The following is a 21304-nucleotide window of genomic DNA, read 5'->3' as shown; positions in this document are numbered from 1 at the left end:
ATTTCTTGAATGACGAGCGCTAAAGCATCGAGATTAAGGTAGCAGATAATCCCGTCCAACCTGTTTGGTGATTGGCTCCCAGTCCCGCACCATTATCGCCGTGAAAATACTCGTGAAATAGGATTAAATCGCGCCAGTAGGGGTCAGTTTGAAACCGAGAATTTCCCCCAAATACAGGACGCGAACCTGCCTCGTTTCTTATGAAAATGCTCGTCAGCCTCTGAGATAACTCGGTAGCAACTTCAGCTAAAGTCATCCATTTACCCGTTCCGGTCGGACATTCGACTCGAAAATCATTGCCTAGATATTGATGAAATTTTTGCAGTGATTCAATCAGCAAATAATTTACGGGAAACCAAATTGGACCGCGCCAATTAGAATTTCCACCAAATAAACCACTCCTTGATTCAGCAGGTTCGTATTGCAACCTAAACTCTCGACCATCGGCGCTAAAGGTGTAGGGATGGGTTTCATGAAACTTTGAAACCGAGCGGATTCCATAAGCACTCAAAAACTCAGTTTCATCCAGCAGTTTTAGCAAAATCTTTTTCAGCTTCTCTGGGTTCACGAGCGAGAGTAATCTCTTTCCCTCCGTTCCTTTTGTTTCCATGTAAGCGATGTTTTTGGTCAGATTCGGACGATTGTTAATAAACCATTCAATACGTCGCCTAAAACCTGAAAAAGCATTTAGCGCCTCTAGTTCAAACACCTCAGTAGCAAACAAGGGGATGATTCCCAGCATTGAACGGACTTTCAGGTGTAAACTCTGGCGATCGGGAAGATGGAGAACATCATAGTAAAAGCTACTTGCTTCATCCCATAGCGGTATCCTATTTCTGCCAATGTGATTCATCGCATCCGCAATATACAGGAAATGTTCAAAAAATTTACTCGCAATATCTTCATAGGGCGGATTATATGAAGCTAGTTCTAGCGCCATTTTTAGCATGGTTAAGCAATACAGTCCCATCCAGCTAGTGCCATCAGATTGTTCTAGATGTACGCCACTCGGTAGTTGGCTACTTCGATCGAAAATACCAATGTTATCTAATCCTAAAAAACCACCTTCAAAGATATTGTTTCCCTCACTATCTTTGCGATTCACCCACCACGTAAAATTGAGGAGCAACTTCTGAAATACGCGCTCCAGAAAATCAATATCGGCACGACCATAAATTTGTTTCTCGATTTGGTAAACGCGCCACGTCGCCCAAGCTTCAACGGGAGGATTGACATCGCTAAACTTCCACTCGTAAGCAGGAATTTGCCCGTTTGGGTGCATGTACCATTCTCGCGTTAATCGACTCAACTGACGCTTGGCAAAATCTGGGTCAATTGTGGCAAGTGGAATCATATGAAACGCTAAATCCCAGGCGGCAAACCAAGGAAATTCCCATTTATCCGGCATCGAGAGAATGTCATCATTAAATAGATGAATCCACTCTGAGTTTCTCGCGAATTGACGGTGAGGCGGCGGCTGTGCGGGATCGCCTTGCAGCCAATCTTCTCCAATATAGTGATAAAACTGCTTATTCCACAGCATTCCAGCAAACGCCTGTCGCTGCACGTTGCGGGCATCTTCTGAGAAAGGAGCGGGAGAAATCCGTTGATAAAATTCATCGGCTTCAGACTTACGAGATTGCAAGACATTGTTGAAGTTCGATCCGAAGGGTTCGGTTAAATTTGCAGAGTTGCTGAGCCTGAGCTTGACTACTTTTTCTTGCCCTGCACCAATTTTTAATAAGTAATAGCTTGAAACTTTGGTTCCGACTTGCTGAGAATTGACGGCTGATTTTTCACCGTGTACGATATAGCGATCGATGCCATCTTTGACGAAGGGAGAAGAATTACTGACTCCAAACAATCGTTCGTAGTTTGTTTCGTTTTCTGTAAATAGAAGTTCCCCTGGCGACTCACAGTACAGCCATCTGTTACCCAGAGTTGGATGAGTCGCTTCAATTAAACTGATACCATCGTCAGATTTTATTACCTTAAGTGAGGGCTTTTTGCTAGTTGTATCCCAAGACCAAGTATTGCGAAACCAAAGGTTAGGTAAAAGATGCAGCGTTTTTTCTGCATCTTTTCGATTGACAACACTAATTTGAATCAGAATATCTTCATCTGAATTCTTGGCGTATTCGATGAATACATCAAAGTAGCAATCGCCCTCAAAAATTCCAGTATCCATCAACTCAAACTCGAATTCATCGAGTCCCCGTCGCTGATTTTCTTGCACCAGTTGAGTGTAGGGAAATGCAGAATGTGGATATTTATAGAGATATTTCATGTAGGCGTGACTGGGCGTATTGTCGAGGTAAAAATAGTATTCCTTGACATCTTCGCCGTGATTGCCTTCGGGTCCACTTAAACCAAATAAACGCTCCTTGAGAATCGGGTCTTCACCGTTCCAAAGCGCCAGAGCAAAACACAATCGCTGATGGTTGTCAGAAATCCCACCAATGCCATCTTCACCCCAGCGATAGGCACGGGAACGGGCATGGTCGTGAGGGAAATAGTCCCAGGCTGTACCGTAGGGGCTGTAATCTTCTCGTACTGTACCTCATTGCCGCTCGCTTAAATAAGGTCCCCACCTGCACCAGTATGCTTTGCGGGTGCGGTCTTCTTCTAGCCTTTTTTCTTCTGCGGTCATACCCATTTTCTCTTGAGTTGCTACATCAATTCTCAAGCTGACCACGCTTCACGAAAATCAGCGTAGAGAGTCAGCCCTCCGTCAATAAATAGAGTTTGTCCTGTGATGTAGGCGGCTTCATCTGAAGCAAGAAACGCGACGGCTGCTGCCATTTCTTCTGCGGTTCCAGCGCGACCCATTGGAATATGACTTTCTACAACTGCTTTCTGTTGTGGGTCGTTCACCCAAGCTTCGTTAATTGGAGTGATAGTGGCTCCAGGCGCGATACCTTCGGTAAGCTTCGCTAACGCATTGACACGAATTCCACGCTCGGCATACTCCAGCGCCAGTGTTTTCGTTAAATTTTCCACTCCCCCTTTGCTGATTGAATAGCTAGCGTAAAAAGGTCGAGGAATCTTTTCGTGAACGCTAGAAACATTGATAATGATGCCACGATTTTGAGACAGGAAATGCTTAATTGCCTCACGCGCACATAAGAAAGCACCGCGAAGATTTACAGATAAAACGTTATCAAAATCGAGGGTAGGGATTTCATGAGATGGACACTCTTTCTGAATTCCGGCATTATCGATCGGAATATCCAAGCTGCCAAATTGCTCGACAACCTGATTCACCATATCAATAATGTCTGATTCTTGAGAAACGTCACCTTGAACGAGTAACGATTTCACGCCGCATTCTTCAACTTGTCCGCAAGCTTTTTGCATTGCCATTTCTTCTGTTTGTTCAGCACCTTCAGGACTCTTGCGGTAGTTGATGGCAACGTTGCAACCTTCATTAGCTAGTCGAATTGCGTTAGCGAAGCTTAACGAAGTTATCGCTTGCCCGATGCCGGAACTAGCTCCGGTGATCAGCGCATTTTTAAGTGCTAATCCCTTCATGGCAATTCCTCCAAAACACTCTTTACGCTAACGACAGCCTTGCGCGATCGCGCTCTAAGCCCGAATGTTAGATTTACATGACATTAAATAGCGGTTCTGATGCTCTTTTTAATTTGTAACCAGAGGTGAAGTTTGATTCCAACTACCAGAGAAAACGAACTCTTCTAAAGGTTTGCGCTTTCGCGAGGCGTTCTCTCGTTGCTGCAACTTTTCAGATAGAGTTTGTGGATCTCCAAAATAGCCTAGCGCGATCGCGGCGACTGGCTCGTAACCTTCAGGAATGCGATAGATCTCTTTGGCTTTGGGGACATCAAACCCAGCCATTTGGTGAATCAATAACCCTAGTGCGGCTGCCTGGATTGCTAAAGTAGTAGATGCTGCGCCAACATCATGAAAAGCATGACGGTTTTCCACGCCATTGTATTCAAAGTTGAGTTTTGCTACTGAGAGCATCAGAATAGGAGCATTCCTTGCCCATTCTTGATTTCCCTCTGCTAGGCAACTGAGTAAACGCTCAAATTCAACTTTATTTTCTGAAGTTGCAACAATAAAACTCCAAGGCTGCTCGTTGAAAGAAGAAGCCGCCCAGCTTGCTGCTTCTAAGACGCTGTGTAACTTTTCTGGTTCAACCAGACGAGCTGAAAAAGCCAGAGGACTCCAGCGTTGCCGCAGCAGATCGTGAATCGGATATCGAGTCTGGGCTGCTTTGTCCATCAGAATTTCACTGGGATTGGGCATAGTAGCGTGCGGACTATGGTTAGTAGAAAATTTCTTTTTGTTCTGATGAACTAACGATAAGTGTTACTACATCACCAATCTTCTAACTAAGGACAGAGATTCTAATAGGTATTTAAAAAATAATGAGCTATGAAAATGTCAAGTTTAATTTATATCAATTAATAAATATTTTAGTCATAATATCGTGTAATATCGTGCAGGAAAATTGCTTTAGAAAAAAGTCTAAATATTTGTTTTCTATTTTCTCAGTAGTTTATTTACTAATTCAATATTTTGCTGTTTTTAGATGATGTTCGCATGTACCCCAGTTATCCATGTAGAAACAGTTAATAACAAAAGGCGATCGCAGTACTTTTAGTTGCAGAAATACTCTCAAAATTACAATTGCCGAATGCGTGGGCGAGAACTTTCCCAGTTGCGCGATCGCATTTCATGCCACAACATGCCACAATTAGTGCAGATTATCCTTTTTACTGACATAACTCGACATTTCATCCAGCTCAAATTCTATAACACCTCTACAACATCTCCAGTTCTGACATTTCCATTCCGATTGGGCGAACGATAAGTACTACTGTGACAAATCGCACGAAAATCTTTAAGAAAAATTTAGCTGTCAATTAAGTAACACCAGCTAAATCTGTCAAATTAGGGATTTTAAAAGCAATTATTCCTGATAATTAGTTAAATTAACTCAACGCTTGGCTAACAAAAGCCTAGCGCGTTATTTCTTAATTTAACTTTATCTAGCAGCGGCTATGAACGCTATTTCTTACTGTCGGCTTTGTTGTGTGGTGAGTCTAGCTACAGTTACCGTTTTAGCAAGTGGAGCTGAAGCTGGGTCAGAAACAATTGCTCCAAGATCCACCCTGGTGCCGACTCCAGGCACAAAAGCAACTAGAGCAGCAGCACTGTCTGACCAGCTAGCATCTACGTCTGTTACATCCACTTCTTCTGAGGTGGCTCAAGCCACTCAACCTCCTCCCAGTATCCCAGATTCGACTACACCAGCTCCAACTGCACCAACTCCAACTGCACCAACTTCAGCAGTTAGTTTTACTGATGTAGACCCTAACTATTGGGCGTATCCATTTATTCAAGCCCTAACCTCAGGTAATGCGATCGCTGGCTTTCCCGATGGCACTTTTAGACCAGAGCAGCCCGTAAATCGAGCTGAGTTCGCCGCCATGCTCCAAAAAGCTGTTAACCCAAACCCAGTGCGACAGTTAAGCCCAGGTGGATTTGCAGATGTTCCTACTGACTACTGGGGAGCTGCTGCGATCGCAACAGCCTATGAAGGCAGATTCATGGATGGTTATCCTGATAATACGTTTCAACCAGAGCGGGAAATTCCTAAAGCTCAGGCAATAACTGCTTTAGCAAACGGTCTGAAGTTGACTCCTAGTGAAGAGGCAACAAATATTGTTAATACCTACTACACAGATGCGACGCAGATTCCAACCTACGCCCTCGCTCCGATCGCAGCAGCGACACAAGCCAATGTTGTTGTCAACTATCCAGATGTCAAAACGCTGAATCCGCAAGCACCTCTAACCCGTGCGGAAGCGGCAGCACATCTGTATCAAGCCTTAGTTCGGTTGGGAAAAGCGCAACCAGTTCCTACAAATGTGGCAGCTGCCAATTATATTGTGGGTGGACCTGGTACTGTCAGCCAAACCCCTGCAACTCCTACTCCAACCACTCCTGAAGAAACCGCCCCAACTGAAACTACTGCTCCAACTCCCGATGTTCAGCCAGGTCGAGCCACGAGGGGGGTTTCCAGCTACTTAGGAGTTGCTGCTAACTTTGGTCTGACTGGTGATTCGGCTTTAGGCGACGGCACTAACGTTGCGGTATTTAGCAAAATTGGATTGTTAAATTACTTATCAGTACGACCAGCAGTGGTGATTATAGACGATCCTGCGGTTCTTATTCCCATCACCTATGACTTTAACCTTCGGACAGCAGAAGCCTTAGACGAAACATTCTCCATAGTCCCTTACCTGGGAGGTGGCATAGGCATAAAAACTGGCGAAGACTCTAGCGTTGGTTTTCTACTAACTGGTGGAATAGATGTTCCTCTAGGTAGTCAATTCACCGCAAATGCTGCTGTGAATGCCCTTTTTGGCGATGACACAGATGTGGGAATATCGGTAGGAGTTGGTTACAACTTCAGCGGATTCTAGGCACAAACTGATAAATTGACTCGTGCTAAAATTCAGAGCAAGGCTGCTTCCTTCTGCTTTTAGTTATTGAGGCTTAGTTGTTCGCCCATAGAACAGCACTTTTTCACTTCATCTGCCATGAATGAAACTGCCCTCGACCGATTTTGGGAACTACTGGGATGGGGACTTGCTCTGAAGTTTGAAGCGTTTGAGCAAATTAACACTTTGCCTTATGGCTCAACAGTAGCACTAATTGTTGTTCTGGCTGCTAGTTTATCCCAAGTTACTGCTCAGAGCATTATTCTATTTCTCAACCGTGTCAAACCAGTGCGCTTCATTTTCAGTTTGCTAATTGGAGCAGTCGTATTTGCGTTTGGCTACTTGTTCCTGGTTTTGAGTACCTGGCTGATTAGCTTCGCTCCATTTACAGTTGAAGCTCCTTTTGGTGTTGTGGCACGCACTTTAGGATTTAGCTACGCACCGCTGCTCTTTAGCCTTTTTGGGGCGATGCCTTACTTTGGAGAACCGCTCCTATCAGTTTTGTCGCTGTGGCACTTGCTGGCAATGGTGGTAGGCTTTGCTGCTGCCAGCAATACAGGTGTATGGCAGGCATTTGGGACTGTAGGGTTGGGATGGTTGACGCTTTGGGTCATGCAGCGAACTATTGGAAAGCCGATTGCCTCTTTCGGTCGCTGGGTGATTTCCCAGGTGGCAGGTGTAGAGCTAGTCACTAAGCGTCAACAGCTTTTGGCAATTTTGCAAAGAAGATTACGCTCTTTGTCTGCGACTAATTTAACAGCACTGAGCGCACCAGAAACAGGAAATTCAGTCACCTCCCCTGGGATGGATGAGGAAATAATCGGACAGGTTGAACAGCCAATCGTCCATGTGAAGGAGCGATCGCCGATTTCCGCTTCGTTTTCCCAAAGTAGTAATGCAGCGATCGCGCAAAGCGCAAGCCCGAAGGGCATCGCTTCCCAGACCAACACAACAGCCACAAATCGCCATTTGAGGCTAAGTACGATAGCTCAGCAATTACCTGCCATACTAACTATGACTGGTGTAACTTTTGCGGCGATCGTCCTGCTTTCACCAATTCACTACTGGTGGTTCGCCTGGTATGGAAATTTGGGCGGTATATTTAAACTGGTCTTCGATTTGGTATGGATCGGCATTATCGCCCTTGTAGCTGCTGCACTCCTAGCTCCCCTGGAAGCCCTCGGTTGGTGGGCGGGTTGGTATGGCGATCGCATAGACACTACGCCCGATCTAAAGGGGAAATCGCAACCAACCCCACAACAAAAAGTCACACGCTATGTAATTTATCTCGATGGCATTGGTCAGTCCACATTTGAGTATTTGCCAGATATTCAAGAGTTTCTGGACTCTTTAGCACCCGTCTTACCAAAGGACGTGGTGCTAATCAAAGGAATCATGCCCTACTCAGTCCGTAATAACCCACTGACAGGAAATCGTCCTTTGGCATTCTTTTGGCGCTTGGCTGACCGATTTCGACTAAAAAATCCTGCCAGCTTGTTTGGTTACTTAGTCAACATTCGCAACGTTTTGGTCGTTGCGGTTTCTGCTGACAAACGCTACGGACCAATTTACAACCTGGGAATTGCTAGGGTAATATATCAAGCCCTAATCCGACACGGCTACCAACCTAATAGCGGTTTACCGATTACTCTAATTGGTTTTAGTGGTGGCGGACAAATGGCAGCAGCAGTAGCCCCGTTTTTGCGGCAGGCGTTGATTGCGCCAATCGAAGTCATTTCCTTGGGAGGAGTTATTAGTGGCAATATCAATGTCCTGAGACTCGAACATCTTTATCATCTGGTTGGGGACAAAGATATGGTTGAGCGTATGTGCGTGATGTTCCCTGGACGTTGGGCTATCTTCTTCCTGTCTTACTGGAATCGTGCGAAGCGATTGGGCAAAGTGAACCGGATTACTCTTGGTCCAGTCGGGCATCAACTACCAGGAGGATTAATGGACCCAAAACAGTCTCTACCCGATGGTCGCAGTTACTTGCAACAAACTATCGATTGGGTAATAGAAATCTTAAAAGGTACTGCTGATGATGGAGATCGGGCAACTCCTCGGCAGTTGAGTAATTACGAACGGTATCGGCAAGCAGCCTTCAATCGACCTGAATCTTATCCCATCCATCAATCGGTGTCACAAGAATATTACCGACCGATCGCGCCTTGGATGGGACGATTAATTCTGCCTGCCAAAGACCAACGGCAATTTATTCAAGGAGTCTTGTTTGAAGTCCATCACGCGCCCGCTGATTTTCAACATTTAGTTGGACAAGTTGTCACCTTGCGCTTTAGCGACGAGCCAATTGTGCGCTCATACGTCCAGGCAGTGACTAAAGACGTACATTTCAGCGCCCAAGCCCAGTACAGCAGTCAACAAGGCAACGTTCATCCGACGAGAATCGATCGCTGGCGACTTGTCAATCCCTTAGAATCGCTTGCAGGTTCGCACCCTTACGATGACGTGGTAGTGATGCTACAAGAACCTGTTGTCGTGCGATCGCAACGTCATGTCCCCGACAGTCTGCATCAGGCGCAACAAAGTCAATTTTCGCAGGATGAAAGTATTCCTACATGTATCCTGTATATTTCTCGCGACCCCGTTCAAGTGACCGGACGCTACTACGGATTGGTGAAATTCCTACAACCTGTGGAATCGGGCAGTGACAAGTTTTCAGTGGTTCACTTCAATCGGGCTTCAAAGCAATTTGATGGAGCAGGAGAAATTGTCTCAATGCCTTCTGTAGTAGCCAATCGCAATCATACTTATCCATCAACTAGTAAGAACATTGAAAAATCTCCTTTAAACGAAACCGGATGGTATATCTATGGTGCTAGGGATGAGTCAGGGCTATTTATCGTGCAGGCTTTAGCCCCCCGCGCTCTGTTGCAGGTCAAACCAGAGCGCGCGATCGCGGGCAAGAAGTCGGTCAAAAAGTATCTTAAAAAAGAGTCTTGGGACAATTTGGCTGCCCAAGAAGGTAAAATTAGCTCTGTTGTGCTAGGTGACGAGACAATTCCAGCCAGAAGTGCTGCTTGGCACGAAGGTAAACGGGCTTTACTAATTCACGTCTATGGTGGGATTGGTGGTAAGAAAACAGAACCCAAGGCAAAAACTCCGCTTTACTTCGGTCACTTTGCTTACGGAATTGCCAAGGTAGTACGGGAACCGTTAACAGACGAATTGCGATTCGAGATAGTTTATCACCAGATTTACACTCATAATACTGATGGACTAATTGCAGGCAGCTTGCATTGGTCGCGTTACATGGGCGATCGCTCATTTGGCTGGTTAGGGTTGCGTCCAGTTGCCGATACCATAGTCGAACTCGATGGTTTTACTGGTGATTATGAAACCCAGGATGGCTGGAAGCGATCGCCACTCGATCAACTCATTCATCAGCTAGAAATTATGGCAGCTCGCTACCGCATCGGCGATGGAACTGGAGGAACGTTTGTTGGACCTGCATATAATTGCACTCAAGATGCCAATCAAGCCTTATATGCTGCACTTAGGCAGATAGCTAGAGCGATTCGGTCTCACCCAAATGTTGAAGCGTGGAAAAAACAACATCCCGAACAGTTGCACAGATTGGAGCAGCTTGAAAGGTTGGGGAAAGATTTGAAACGTTTACTCTTACCTTGGGGAACGGCACGCGCAGACTGGAGGGATCGAGCTGAGGTATTAGGTAGCACCCTGGAAGACGACCCAGTGCAAAACTTAATCCGCAGTTTGCTGACTTGGCGCACTATCTTACCTCGTTTAACCAGCGATGAGGTGACTCAAGCATTTATCAAACAGGGTGGATCGGCATGGGTGTTGCGAACTAATCAGGTTGGTGGTATCGATCCTGATATCGAACCTGTTGCGCCGATGACGCTGTAGTTGAATTACTATTGGTCTAACCAGTAAATCCGCCCAAATGAAGTTATACTTCCGAAAAAGTGAGCGCCAATTAGATTGACGTTTGCCAAAACCACAAAAAGATCTAGGGAACGAATGACATTTTCAGGTCTATATACTGCTACTCCTTGAGGTAGAGCTAGCGATTTTGATAGGACAGCAATAACGGTCGCTTCAGATGCTAAAAAAGTTAACAACAGACCTACCAAACTGACGATAAATCCAGTTTGTCATACTTGAATTACGTCCGATTTCCTTGGATGTACTTCAGAATTAGGCGACTGTAAAAGTTTGTCCAAACGCCTATAGCGGTTCACCCAATAGAGTCTGAAACACAGCACTAAAATGCCAATAATACCTAAAAAGACTCCAAGTCCCATAACTGAATTTGATGTTGTTTGGACAGTGGAACTACGGCTAAATATTGCTAACGTCAAAGCTAAAAAAGAAACAGCCCCTAGTGATAACTTTACCCAGACACTAATCGGTCTTACTACCTGAAAAGTAGCTGCAAATTTTTGCTTAGTCGGTGTAGGTAAGTAGGAATTTAAGTTATTTGACATATTCTTCTTAAGCCTAATAAACCCTCTTTTGATTTTTGAAATGATTTTTGGAAATTATTCTTAATTCAGTAGTTCTATGCTTGGCATAGCGCCCTTAATAGTTAATATTTTCTACTTTTTACTTAGCGGCAGCAGCTGGTAATTGCTCTGGTTTGATTGTGATAGTTTGAGTTGAACCATTGCGGTCAACTTCTAATTGAAGAGTATTTCCTAAAGGTGTTGCTTCTATTTGATCTTGGACTCGATCGGCGTTTTGAATTTGAACTCCTTTGACTTCGGTAATAATATCGCCAGAACGTAAACCACCACGCGCTGCTGGAGAGTTGGGAGCCACAGTTACAATTAAAACTCCTTGCTCTTGAGTGACTTTAAAACCAAGATTACTTTGGTTGATTTGCTGTTGAATTTCCGGTGTTAGCTCAATCAGTCGCACACCTATATAGGGATGATAAACTCGACCAGTTTCAATTAATTGATTAGCAACCCGCTGTGCTTTTTCAATTGGTATTGCAAAACCTAACCCTTGCGCTCCGCCAAGAATTGCTGTGTTAACACCAATTACTTGTCCTTGAGCGTTGAGTAAAGGTCCGCCGGAATTACCAGGATTAATTGCGGTATCGGTTTGGATAAAGTCAAGGCGTATGTCTTGAATACCGATATCAGATCCACTACGTCCCGTATGGGTCATTTGGTATGAGTGTTGCCATTATTTTTGGCAATAGTTGTCCGCCGAAGAGGACGATGCGTACAGGCACCAGAACCACCAAGAGAGTGAAATCTTTGACGCGCTCTGTCTCGACGTTGCGCTCGTAATCCTGCCCAGACAAACGGCGTTGGTTGTTGGTTCCATCCAAAAGCAGTTGCTTCCAACCACTCAATAATTTGATAGGCTGTTTGCGGATGATGCCCCTCTAGAGCTCGGCGTTTGAGAATTCGTTGAATCGACTCAGCCATATTCAGCCAGCTACCGCCAAGAGGTGTGTAGAGCGGCATGATGCCATGAGCACACAGCCACAATACCAACTGGGGAGTTTTATGTCCGACCAAGTTATCCATCACTAGCAACATTCGCAGTGGCGGTAAGTCGTGTGGGAGTGTAAAGCGTACTTTCAACCCCTGCTGCCAACTTTTCCATAACCGTTGATTTTCTTCAGGCTTGAGTAATCGAGCTGGAGTTGGCAGTGATTGTACAACACTAGCTAATTCTTGCTTGAGCCATTCGTGCAACACAGCATTGGTACAACTGGTAACACCCTTAACTCGTACTTGCCCAGTAGCGGGATGGAATAGCGTTAACAGCTTGGCTGTGCCATTACGGATATATTCATGTTCTTGCCGTGTCGGTTTACCTACTGGCTGCCAATTGCTACCAGGGTAAGGAGCAGTGCCAAATGGTCCCGCCTCGTCTTCGCACCACACACTCAAGCCTAGCTTCTGTCCCTGAGTGTAAGCGCGTTCTATCAGTTTTTTTTGCCACGGTATCTGGGTCAGTTACTACTACTAGCTTGCCTTTGCGTATGCGCTTCACCTGTCCAGTTTTTAACCAACTGCGGCTCTTTTGCCAGCTATAGCCCGCCTCTTTGAGTACCTGCCAAATTGTATAAGTACTGATTTGGGTTAAGCCATCAGGAGCCTGACGCAAAGCCCGTTGAAGTGTAGCTACTGACCAGGTTGCCGTGCCCTCTTTCTGCCGCTCTGGTTGACGCTGAAATTCGGACAGGATGCGTTGTTTTTCTGGTTCGCTGTATTGCACTACTGCCCCACCGCCATGTCGAGGCTGTAAGGCAGCTAAGCCTTCAACATTGAAGCGACTGACCCACTTGCTGACCGTATCACCACAGCGTAATCCTACTAACTGCGCTGCACTCGTGTAATCAGCCCCAAGAGCCACGGCTAGAATCGCTTTGGCCCGCATGACACTAGCAGATGATTGGGATTGAGAACGGCTCAGTTTTTCAAGTCGGTTTGTTCTTCATCACTTAACGGTCGCAAAGGTGCTTTTTTTTGCCGTGTCATCACAACCTGAAAAACTATGTATCTTCACTTTAATTGACCATCCTTTTTATGGCAACACTCATACCAAATGACCCACTAGCACTGACAATGCCTTGAGTAACTGTGTTATTTAGACCTAAAGGATTACCATAGCGTTCGCGTAGCGTGCCGTAGGCTTCGCCCATTGTCCGACCACAATGTTGTCAGAATTTCTCGATCGGCATCTTCCACAACATGAGCATTAGTCAAGATCCGACCATCCGAGCTGATAATAAATCCAGAACCAATACCGCGTTGAACCCGTTGCTGAGGAGGTAATTCACTACCAAAAAAACGGTCGATCAAGGGATTACCAGAGGCTCCAGGTACATTTACAGTACGAGTCGCATCAATGCGTACAACCGCCGATCTACCTTTTGGGCAACCTCGGAGACAAAGTTGAGATTATTTGGTTGGGTGGCAACTTGAGGCGGATTTTTTCCAGTGTTTGTAGCGTTAGGTTGTGATTGTCTAGCTTCTGGGTTTCTAAGCTCGGTACATCCTGCACTGCTACCAATAATAAACATTACCATATAAATTGTATGTTGCTTTAAAAAACGTTTCATGTTAACAAAACCTTGCGAACTGGGTAGCTAAGCTATGACTAGCTTTAATTTATTTGGCAAAAATGGAAAGCTAGTATTTATTCAAAAAAATATGAGTTAAAAACTTGATAAATATATACTTTTTGCTAATAGCCAATGCACTACACCCCTGCTTAAGGACTAAATATCAACTTAAGTCAAATCAATCTTTAGGGAGATGTAGCGAGTAGCCATAGTTTTATTCTAGATAATATTCAATTTAAACAACTCAAATAGAAATAACATAGTTCTTTACAAACTTGAACATTTCGACCCCAAATATCAGGATGCTATTGGTCGGGATGAGATTAAAGGGCTTGATGTTTATACAGACAAAGATGATGAGAAGGTTGGCACCGTCAAGAACATTCTAGTTGATGAAGCAGGTCGTTTTCGGTATTTAGTTATTGAAACGGGTTTTTGGATTTTTGGCAAGCAAGTATTGCTACCACTTGGTCGTACCCGTATTTTCCCAAATAGTAAGCGCGTCTATGCTTTAGGGTTTACCAAAGAGCAAGCACAAGAAATACCTGAGTTTAACAACGACTTGAAAGTCGATTAAGATTATGAAGAGCGGGTACGCGGAGTTTATCGCAATCAACCTTTAGAAGCATCGGCACCTTTAGAAGCATCGGCACCTTTAGACACACCGACGGCATATAAAGCTCCTACGACAGGAGCTATCTCGACTCCAGCCACAGGCACTATTCCGGCTGGGGCTATCAATGCAAATTATGCTCGCGATACCTACACTTACGAGCAAGAACCACATCTGTACGATCTGAACGATCGCGATCGACAAACTCTCAAACTCTACGAAGAACGGCTAGTTGCAACTAAAAACCGCCGCCATGCAGGAGAAGTATCGATTGGCAAACACGTTGAAACCGAGACAGTACGGGCTTCAGTTCCAGTTGAAAAAGATGCTCGTGAAGCATCTCCGCAATATGTTATTTGGCGCAGTCTTCGCAATGCTCCACCTGTTGAAGATATCTTGGCAGAACTCATTCAGTTTCTCTCCCGACAGCAAGAAACAAGTTTACCAACTCATCTAGAGGGCAGAATCTCGCTATTACTAAAATATTTGCGCTCTACACGCTGTCTTTTGCTGCTCGACAATGTGGAATCTATTCTACAAGCAGGCGATCGCATGGGTCGCTATCGGATTGGGTATGAAGGTTACAGACAACTCCTGCAATGTATAGCAGACACTCCCCACCAAAGTTGTCTAATTCTGACTTCACGGGAAAAACCCCAAGGATTGACTCAGTTTGAAGGTGAAAGTCTTCCCGTCCGTTCTCTACAACTATCAGGTTTACTAGAGACACAAGGGCGGGAATTGTTCAATGTTAAAGGTAAGTACGCCGCTTCAGAATCAGAATGGCAAGTCCTAATTTCCCGTTATAGTGGAAATCCTCTAGCATTGAAAATTGTCGCTTCGGCGATTAGAGACTTTTTTGATGGTAGTATTTCGCAATTTTTGGAAATTACCAAGCAAGGAGCATTTATTTTCGATGATATCCGCGACCTACTAGAGCAACAATTCTATCGCCTCACAGCTCTAGAACGGGAAATAATGTATTGGCTAGCCATCAACCGCGAACCCATTTCTTTACAAGACTTACAAGCAGATTTTGTGGCTAATGTTCCAGTTTGTGAAATACTAGAGTCACTCAATTCATTGCAAAGGCGATCTCTAATTGAAAAAAGTTCTTATGGCTTTACCCAACAACCTGTTGTCATGGAGTATGCGATCGCCCAGTTGCTTGAACAAGTTTGTCAAGAGGTAATTACTCAAGAAATTTCCCTGTTTAAAAGCCATGCATTAATTAAAGCCCAAGCTAAAGATTACGTGCGGGAGACTCAAACCAGTCTGATTTTGCAACCCATCGTCGAGCAATTAATTACACAGCTTGGTAGTCCAGAAAATCTGAGCAATTGTTTGTGTCAAATCCTTTCTCATCTCCGAGGTAAATCGCCGCAAGCAACTGGATATGCTGGGGGAAATGCTCTAAATCTGTTGCTTCAAGCACAAATAGACCTGACTGGCTTTGACTTTTCTGAGTTAACAATTTGGCAAGCATACTTACAGGGCGTAAACTTGCATGCTGTCAATTTTACTAATTCAGATTTATCTCGTTGCGTATTTACTCAGACATTAGGTAATATTTTATCTGCTGCTTTTAGCCCCAACGGTCAGCTGTTAGCAACCTGTGACACTGACTGTCACGTTCGCGTATGGGAGGCAAAAACAGGCAAAATAGTCTTAATTTGTCAAGGTCATAGCAATTGGGTACGCTGTGTTGCGTTTAGTCCTGACGGTCAAACCTTGGCAAGTTGCGGCGCTGACTGTACTGTGAAGTTGTGGAGCGTCCGCGACGGTGTTTGTATAAAAACCTTTACGGAACATCGTCATGAGGTATTTGCAGTTGCGTTTAGTCCTGACGGTCAAATCCTAGCTAGTGCGAGTGGCGATCGGACGGTGAAACTATGGCATATTTGGGAGGGAACCTGTTTAAAAACGCTTGTAGGACATACAGATTGGGTGCGCTCCGTTGCCTTTAGCCCTGACGGTCAAACGCTGGCGAGTAGTGGCGCTGACTGCAAAATTCATCTATGGGATGTCCGTGCAGGGAAATGCTGGAAAACCCTGAGCGAGCATACGGGTTGGGTTCGTTCTATAGCATTCAGTCCTGACGGACAAACCTTAGCCAGTGGTAGCGGCGATCGCACGATTAAACTCTGGAATTATCATACAGATGTCTGCATCAAAACTTACACTCAGCACACAAACAGCGTCTACTCTGTGGCATTTAGCCCTCAAGGTGACATCCTAGTAAGTGGGAGTGGCGATCGGACTGTAAAGCTTTGGGATTGTCACACTCATAATTGCGTCAGGACATTGCACGGACATACAAATGAGGTTTGTGCCGTTGCCTTTAACCCAGATGGGCAAACTCTGGTGTGTGTGAGTTTAGACCAAACTGTGAGAATATGGGATTGTCGTCATGGGCAATGTTTGAAAACTTGGTCTGGCAACACAGATTGGGCATTTCCTGTTGCCTTTAGTCCTATCTGCCCAAGCGATTTGAGATTGGAGTTTAATGCTGAAAGTTCAGAATCTTGCAAAACCAACAAACAATCCCAAAATCCAAAATCCAAAATCCAAAATCCAAAATCCCTATTAGCTAGTGGCAGTAACGATAAAACAGTGAAACTATGGGACTGGCAGACTGGTAGTTGCGTCAGAAGCTTATCTGGACATGCAGACTTTATTTATGGGATTGCTTTTAGTGCCGATGGGCAAATCTTAGCGAGTGGTAGCACAGATTCCTCAGTGCGATTGTGGAAAGTCAGTACGGGTCAATGTTTTCAAATTTTGCAAGGACATACAGATTGGGTGTATGCAGTTGCTTTTCATCCCCAAGGTCAGATCCTTGCCAGCGGTAGTGCTGATTGCACGGTTAAATTGTGGAATATGAATGAGGGCAATTGTCTGAAAACCTGTACTGGACATACCGATAAAATCCTAGGAATTGCCTTAAGTCCGAATGGGCAAATCTTAGCTAGCGCCAGCGCCGATCGCACTGTGAAACTATGGGATTGTCACACTGGTAGTTGCTTAAAAACATTGCCCGCACACGACGATCGCATTTATGCAGCTATCTTTAGTCCAGATGGACGAGTTTTAGCAACTTGCAGTACAGATCGAACTGTGAAGTTGTGGGATCTCGATCGCGGGAAGTGTGTGAAAATCTTGACCGGACATACAAATTGGGTCTTTGCTATTGCTTTTAGTCCCGATGGATGTGCGGTAAGCGCAGCTATGCCCAAAGGTCTTATCGCTAGTGCTTCCCACGACCAAACAGTGAGAATTTGGGATGTTAATACAGGCGAATGTCTCCATATCTGCATTGGGCATACTCATTTAGTTTCTTCCGTTGCTTTTAGTTCGGACGGGCAAGTTGTAGCTAGTGGTTCTCAAGACCAAACAGTAAGAATTTGGGATGTTAATACAGGCAAGTGCATGAGAATTTTGAGAACGAAAAGACTGTATGAAGGTATGAAAATTTCTAGCGTGAAAGGATTAACAGAGGCGACAGTCGTGACGCTGCAATCCCTCGGTGCAGTAGTGTAAGGTTATGGGTTAATAACAAAAGAATCGCACAGATGGCGATCGCTCTGCTTCACATCCGTGCTGTTGTTCAAGTAATCACCAACCCACTTACAACCCTGCTCTAATAAAGCGTCTAAATTCGATTGCAAATCTAAACGCCAGAGAACGACATTCCCAGAGGCATCGGACGATGCCAATGTTTGCCCATCGGGACTGAAACTCAAACTTCTGATCCCAGCCGGATGTCCTCCTAGGACTTGCAAGAGTTCGCCATCCCGACTCCACAAGTAAATGTATGCTGCTTCACAAGCGGTAGCAAGGATTTGCCCGTTGGGACTAAAGCTAGCGGCATTCACCTCTGCTGCATGACCTTTCAGCGTTTTCAACTCCTTGCCTTGGCGATTCCACAGTTTGATTGTCTTATCTGCACTGGTTGTGGCAATTACCTGTCCATCGGGACTGAAACTGAGCGCCAAAACGCCTCCCTGATGTCCTCGCAGCGTCGCTAACGCTTTCCCCTGCCGATCCCAAAGTTTCGCCGTGCCGTCTTCGCTGGTCGTCGCGATCGCCTGTCCATCGGGACTGAATTGAATGCTTCTCAATCCAGCTTGGTGTCCCCGCAAAGTCACCAGTTCTTGCCCGTCCAAATTCCACAGCTTAGCGGTTGTATCCCAACTGGCACTAGCAATAGTTTTTCCGTCGGGACTGAAAGTGGCACTCCGCACATCGGCTCGGTGTCCCCTGAGCGTTCTCAGTAATTTCCCGTTCAAATTCCAAAGTTTGATAGTTTTGTCTTTGCTGGCAGTGAGAATTCGTTTTCCGTCTGGGCTAAACTGCAAACTTCTCACAGTATCCATGTGACCCTGGAGTGTTAAGAGTTCGCGTCCTGTGGAAGTCCAAAGTTTGGCAAGGGTATAACGCCCAGTGGTCCCGATTGACTTACTATCTGGACTGAAACTAACTCCCCAAATAGCTTCTTTGCCAAGGGCATCGTACCAAGTCATTACTCCTGTTGCAGGCTGGCTGACCGATGCCTGCGCTCCCATCAATCCATCTAAACTCCACAGTCGGATGCTTCTATCCTCACCCCCACTCGCTAGGAGTCGATTGTCTGGACCCAAATGTAAAGCCGCAACAGCGTCGGTATGTCCTTGCAGGACTTGCAGCCGATCGCCTTGGCGATTCCAAAGCCGCACGGTTCGATCCGTGCTGGATGTGGCGATCGTCTGCCCATCGCCACTAAACCCAATACCCGTGACAGCATCTTCATGTCCTCTCAGTGTCAGCAATTCTTGTCCTTGCAGGTTCCAAAGTTTCGCAGTTTTATCACGACTAGCGGTAGCGATGGCCTTGCCATCACGACTAAAGGTGACATACATCACCCAGCCCTGATGTCCTTTCAACGTCAATACTTTTCGACCCTGCAAACTCCAGACTTGAGCCGTCCCATCGCGACTAGCGGTGGCGATCGCCTTACCATCAGGACGAAAACTAATCGCCGAGACAGGAGCGAGATGAGTTGGGAACGATGCCAATTCCCGTCCTTGTAAATCCCAAAGTTTCATCGTGCCATTCCACTCGACGGAAGCGAGTCGCTTCCCATCGGGGCTGAAGCTAACACAGGCAACCTAATCCTGGTGTCCTCGGAATGTTCTCAGTAGTTGCCCATCCCGCACTCGCCAAATCTTGACAGTTTTATCCCGACTGCTGCTAGCGAGCAGTTGTCCATCTGGGCTGAAACTCACGCTCCAAACCACATCTTGATGACCCCTGAAGGTGTGCAGCAGCCGACCGTCCCGACTCCACAATTTAATTGTCTTGTCCCAACTGGCACTGGCGATGGTTCGTCCATCGGGGCTGAATTTGACTCGCGCGATTGCATCAGTATGTCCTAGTAAACGGTTGCGCTCGCGCACCCAATAAAGAGACTGACGCAGATTGTCTTGTACGAGCAGCCTCAGCTCGCGATCGGCGTTGTTCCAACCAATTTGCTTTAACTTCATACCAGAGCGCAAACTTTCAACCAGGGCATCCAGGCGGCGATTAGCACCAAACAGCATTTCCGATGAAAGTGTCAAAGCCTTGACTTCACCCAAAGCCACCTGCTGCTGTTTTTGTGCCGTTTGCCAGGCAAATAGACTCGATAGCCCCAACAGCAGGACGGCAATGCCCGAAACAACTCCTAAGCCCAGCAGACTTTTGCGAATCGTGCGCTTAGCTTGCTGTTCTGCCGAAAAGAGAATTTGGTTTGCTTGTTCGGATGCGACCAAAGCGCCCTGCACATCCCGTTTGTCGGCTGACTGGCTTGCAGCTAGGAAGCGGTAATCTTGACTGCTGAGCTGCTTACCTTTTGCCCAGGTTTCAGCATCCTTCAAGGCTTGTCCGCGCAACAAAACACTATCGTTTTGGTATTCAGATTCAACCCACGCATTCAACCATTGAGCATAGGGGCGAATTTTTTGCAGTTGTTTATCAACCCAGTCCCGATTAAAAACTCGCTCGTAAATCCGGTTATAGACTCGTAACTGCCCCTGCTGTTTGCATACTAACCCTGACAGCAATAGCTCAATTTGCTCCCGCGAGTTGTCTGCCAGCACGTATCCGTTTTGGAGAATTTGCTGGTAAAGACCTAATAGGCGGCTGGCAGATTGTTCGTTCCGCAGCAAGCGATCGCGAATCGTGCGTAAGTGAGGCGGTTCGTCCTGGGCGAGCCAGTTGTCGAGCAAATATGTTTCCATGCACGCGGCAAGGGAGTTGCCCTTCATGCCGCTTTGCATCACTAACTGACAGAGTTTTTGGGTCAAAAAAGGTTGTCCTCCAGTCCAGTCCAGAATTTCTGCGAGTACAGCTGGAGGATTATTCGATACATTAACTAATCCTTGGAGCAGGGGTTGTGCTTCGTGGAACTGAAACCCCGTCAGCTGGATTGCCCGTCCGATGTTGAATGGCGTGCGGCTGCGATCGGCAATCAGATCGGTAGGAGTGGCAACCCCCAAAAGCGCAAACGTCAGACGTTGGCGATCGTGGCAAGAGCGAATCAGAGCGAAAAAATCATTTGTATTGAATGATAGACTCAGAACGCTATCGATTTCATCAAAGAAGATAACAATCGGTTGAGAAATTGCCTCGTACAGCTCTTCTTGAAGCAACTCCCCTAAACGAGCCACAGGGGAGAGAGCTGTCAGCTCCTCCAACCAAGTGCGGATATTAATTCGCTTCGTCAGTCCAAACCCCCGCACCAAACGCAGGATGACATCCGCATACCACTGGTCGGGTGTGATGCCTCGGTTGCCAATTCCTGATAGATCGACAGTTGCACAAGCAATCCCATCTGCCTGCAAACGCTTCGCTACTTGCACTCTCAGGCTAGACTTCCCCATTTGACGGCAGTTCAACACGTAACAAAACTCACCTGCCTTGAGTGCGGTGTAAACTTCCTCATCCGCCTGCCTGACGACGTAGCTGGGAGCATCCACCGGAAGCAGTCCGCCAACTTGATATTCATAGCGTGAAGTCCCATGATGCATGAGGAAGCCTACCTCAAAATGGCGATCGATACGATCTCACCACCAAACCTAACAAGGCGGTTAGAAACTTTTCAAATTTAACTCCCACTCATTTTAT

The 21304-nt window shown here is 45.9% G+C and carries 12 protein-coding genes and 4 pseudogenes; 5 read left to right on the top strand and 11 right to left on the bottom strand.

Annotated elements, in window-relative coordinates; all coding sequences use genetic code 11:
• Positions 1–19 precede the first annotated feature (19 nt).
• The 3 genes and pseudogenes from N4J56_RS11370 to N4J56_RS11360 form a co-directional block, all read right to left on the bottom strand.
• Positions 20–2650, bottom strand: a pseudogene (locus N4J56_RS11370) (MGH1-like glycoside hydrolase domain-containing protein).
• 32 nt (positions 2651–2682) lie between these two features.
• Positions 2683–3531 carry an SDR family oxidoreductase gene (locus N4J56_RS11365; protein ID WP_317106546.1) on the bottom strand — a complete coding sequence of 283 codons (849 nt, stop codon included), beginning with the start codon at positions 3529–3531 and terminating at the stop codon, positions 2683–2685.
• A gap of 108 nt (positions 3532–3639) precedes the next feature.
• Positions 3640–4245, bottom strand: coding sequence for a nitroreductase family protein (locus N4J56_RS11360; RefSeq protein WP_410500478.1), 606 nt, complete (start codon positions 4243–4245; stop codon positions 3640–3642).
• Between the two features lie 415 nt (positions 4246–4660).
• Between N4J56_RS11360 and N4J56_RS11355 the strand changes: the two genes are divergently transcribed.
• The 3 genes from N4J56_RS11355 to N4J56_RS11345 all read left to right on the top strand — a co-directional run bounded on the left by N4J56_RS11355 (position 4661) and on the right by N4J56_RS11345 (position 10364).
• Complete coding sequence (locus tag N4J56_RS11355; RefSeq protein WP_317106544.1) at positions 4661–4837, top strand: hypothetical protein; 177 nt, start codon at positions 4661–4663, stop codon at positions 4835–4837.
• 190 nt (positions 4838–5027) lie between these two features.
• Positions 5028–6455: an S-layer homology domain-containing protein gene (locus N4J56_RS11350; RefSeq protein WP_317106543.1), complete on the top strand. Its 1428-nt coding sequence runs from the start codon at positions 5028–5030 to the stop codon at positions 6453–6455.
• A gap of 117 nt (positions 6456–6572) precedes the next feature.
• Entirely contained in the window at positions 6573–10364 is a 3792-nt protein-coding gene (locus N4J56_RS11345; protein WP_317106542.1) for a hypothetical protein, read from the top strand.
• An 8-nt stretch (positions 10365–10372) separates the two neighbouring features.
• Here N4J56_RS11345 and N4J56_RS11340 read toward each other — a convergent pair.
• From N4J56_RS11340 to N4J56_RS11315, 6 genes and pseudogenes are all read right to left on the bottom strand, one after another.
• Positions 10373–10945 (bottom strand): annotated as a pseudogene (locus tag N4J56_RS11340) (DUF3611 family protein).
• A gap of 118 nt (positions 10946–11063) precedes the next feature.
• Positions 11064–11633 (bottom strand): PDZ domain-containing protein, encoded by a 570-nt coding sequence (locus N4J56_RS11335; RefSeq protein WP_317106541.1) that lies wholly within the window; start codon positions 11631–11633, stop codon positions 11064–11066.
• Positions 11630–12364 carry a transposase gene (locus tag N4J56_RS11330; protein ID WP_317105834.1) on the bottom strand — a complete coding sequence of 245 codons (735 nt, stop codon included), beginning with the start codon at positions 12362–12364 and terminating at the stop codon, positions 11630–11632. Before N4J56_RS11330 ends, N4J56_RS11335 begins: the two co-directional genes overlap by 4 nt.
• Positions 12312–12860, bottom strand: a complete 549-nt coding sequence (locus N4J56_RS11325) for a helix-turn-helix domain-containing protein (protein WP_317106540.1) — start codon at positions 12858–12860, stop codon at positions 12312–12314. The genes N4J56_RS11330 and N4J56_RS11325 overlap by 53 nt, the downstream gene beginning before the upstream one ends.
• 224 nt (positions 12861–13084) lie before the next feature.
• Positions 13085–13285 carry a trypsin-like peptidase domain-containing protein gene (locus tag N4J56_RS11320; RefSeq protein WP_317106539.1) on the bottom strand — a complete coding sequence of 67 codons (201 nt, stop codon included), beginning with the start codon at positions 13283–13285 and terminating at the stop codon, positions 13085–13087.
• Between the two features lie 26 nt (positions 13286–13311).
• Positions 13312–13545, bottom strand: coding sequence for a hypothetical protein (locus N4J56_RS11315; RefSeq protein WP_317106538.1), 234 nt, complete (start codon positions 13543–13545; stop codon positions 13312–13314).
• Between the two features lie 262 nt (positions 13546–13807).
• Between N4J56_RS11315 and N4J56_RS40975 the strand changes: the two are divergent.
• Positions 13808–14488, top strand: a pseudogene (locus N4J56_RS40975) (PRC-barrel domain-containing protein); the annotation flags it as partial.
• Between the two features lie 69 nt (positions 14489–14557).
• Positions 14558–17701, top strand: coding sequence for an eIF2A-related protein (locus N4J56_RS11290; RefSeq protein ID WP_317106535.1), 3144 nt, complete (start codon positions 14558–14560; stop codon positions 17699–17701).
• 2 nt (positions 17702–17703) lie between these two features.
• Here the strand turns inward: N4J56_RS11290 and N4J56_RS40970 are convergent, their stop codons facing one another.
• Both N4J56_RS40970 and N4J56_RS11275 read right to left on the bottom strand, forming a co-directional pair.
• Positions 17704–19245 (bottom strand): WD40 repeat domain-containing protein, encoded by a 1542-nt coding sequence (locus tag N4J56_RS40970; RefSeq protein ID WP_410500477.1) that lies wholly within the window; start codon positions 19243–19245, stop codon positions 17704–17706.
• A pseudogene (locus tag N4J56_RS11275) lies at positions 19243–21207 on the bottom strand (AAA-like domain-containing protein); the annotation flags it as partial. The pseudogene N4J56_RS11275 and the gene N4J56_RS40970, both read right to left, overlap by 3 nt.
• Between the last annotated feature and the right edge of the window lie 97 nt (positions 21208–21304).

It is taken from the genome of Chroococcidiopsis sp. SAG 2025, from assembly GCF_032860985.1.
In the GTDB taxonomy this organism is placed as follows: Bacteria; Cyanobacteriota; Cyanobacteriia; order Cyanobacteriales; family Chroococcidiopsidaceae; genus Chroococcidiopsis.
Note: the sequence above shows the minus strand (reverse complement) of the source record. Positions and strands in the feature narration are given on the sequence as shown.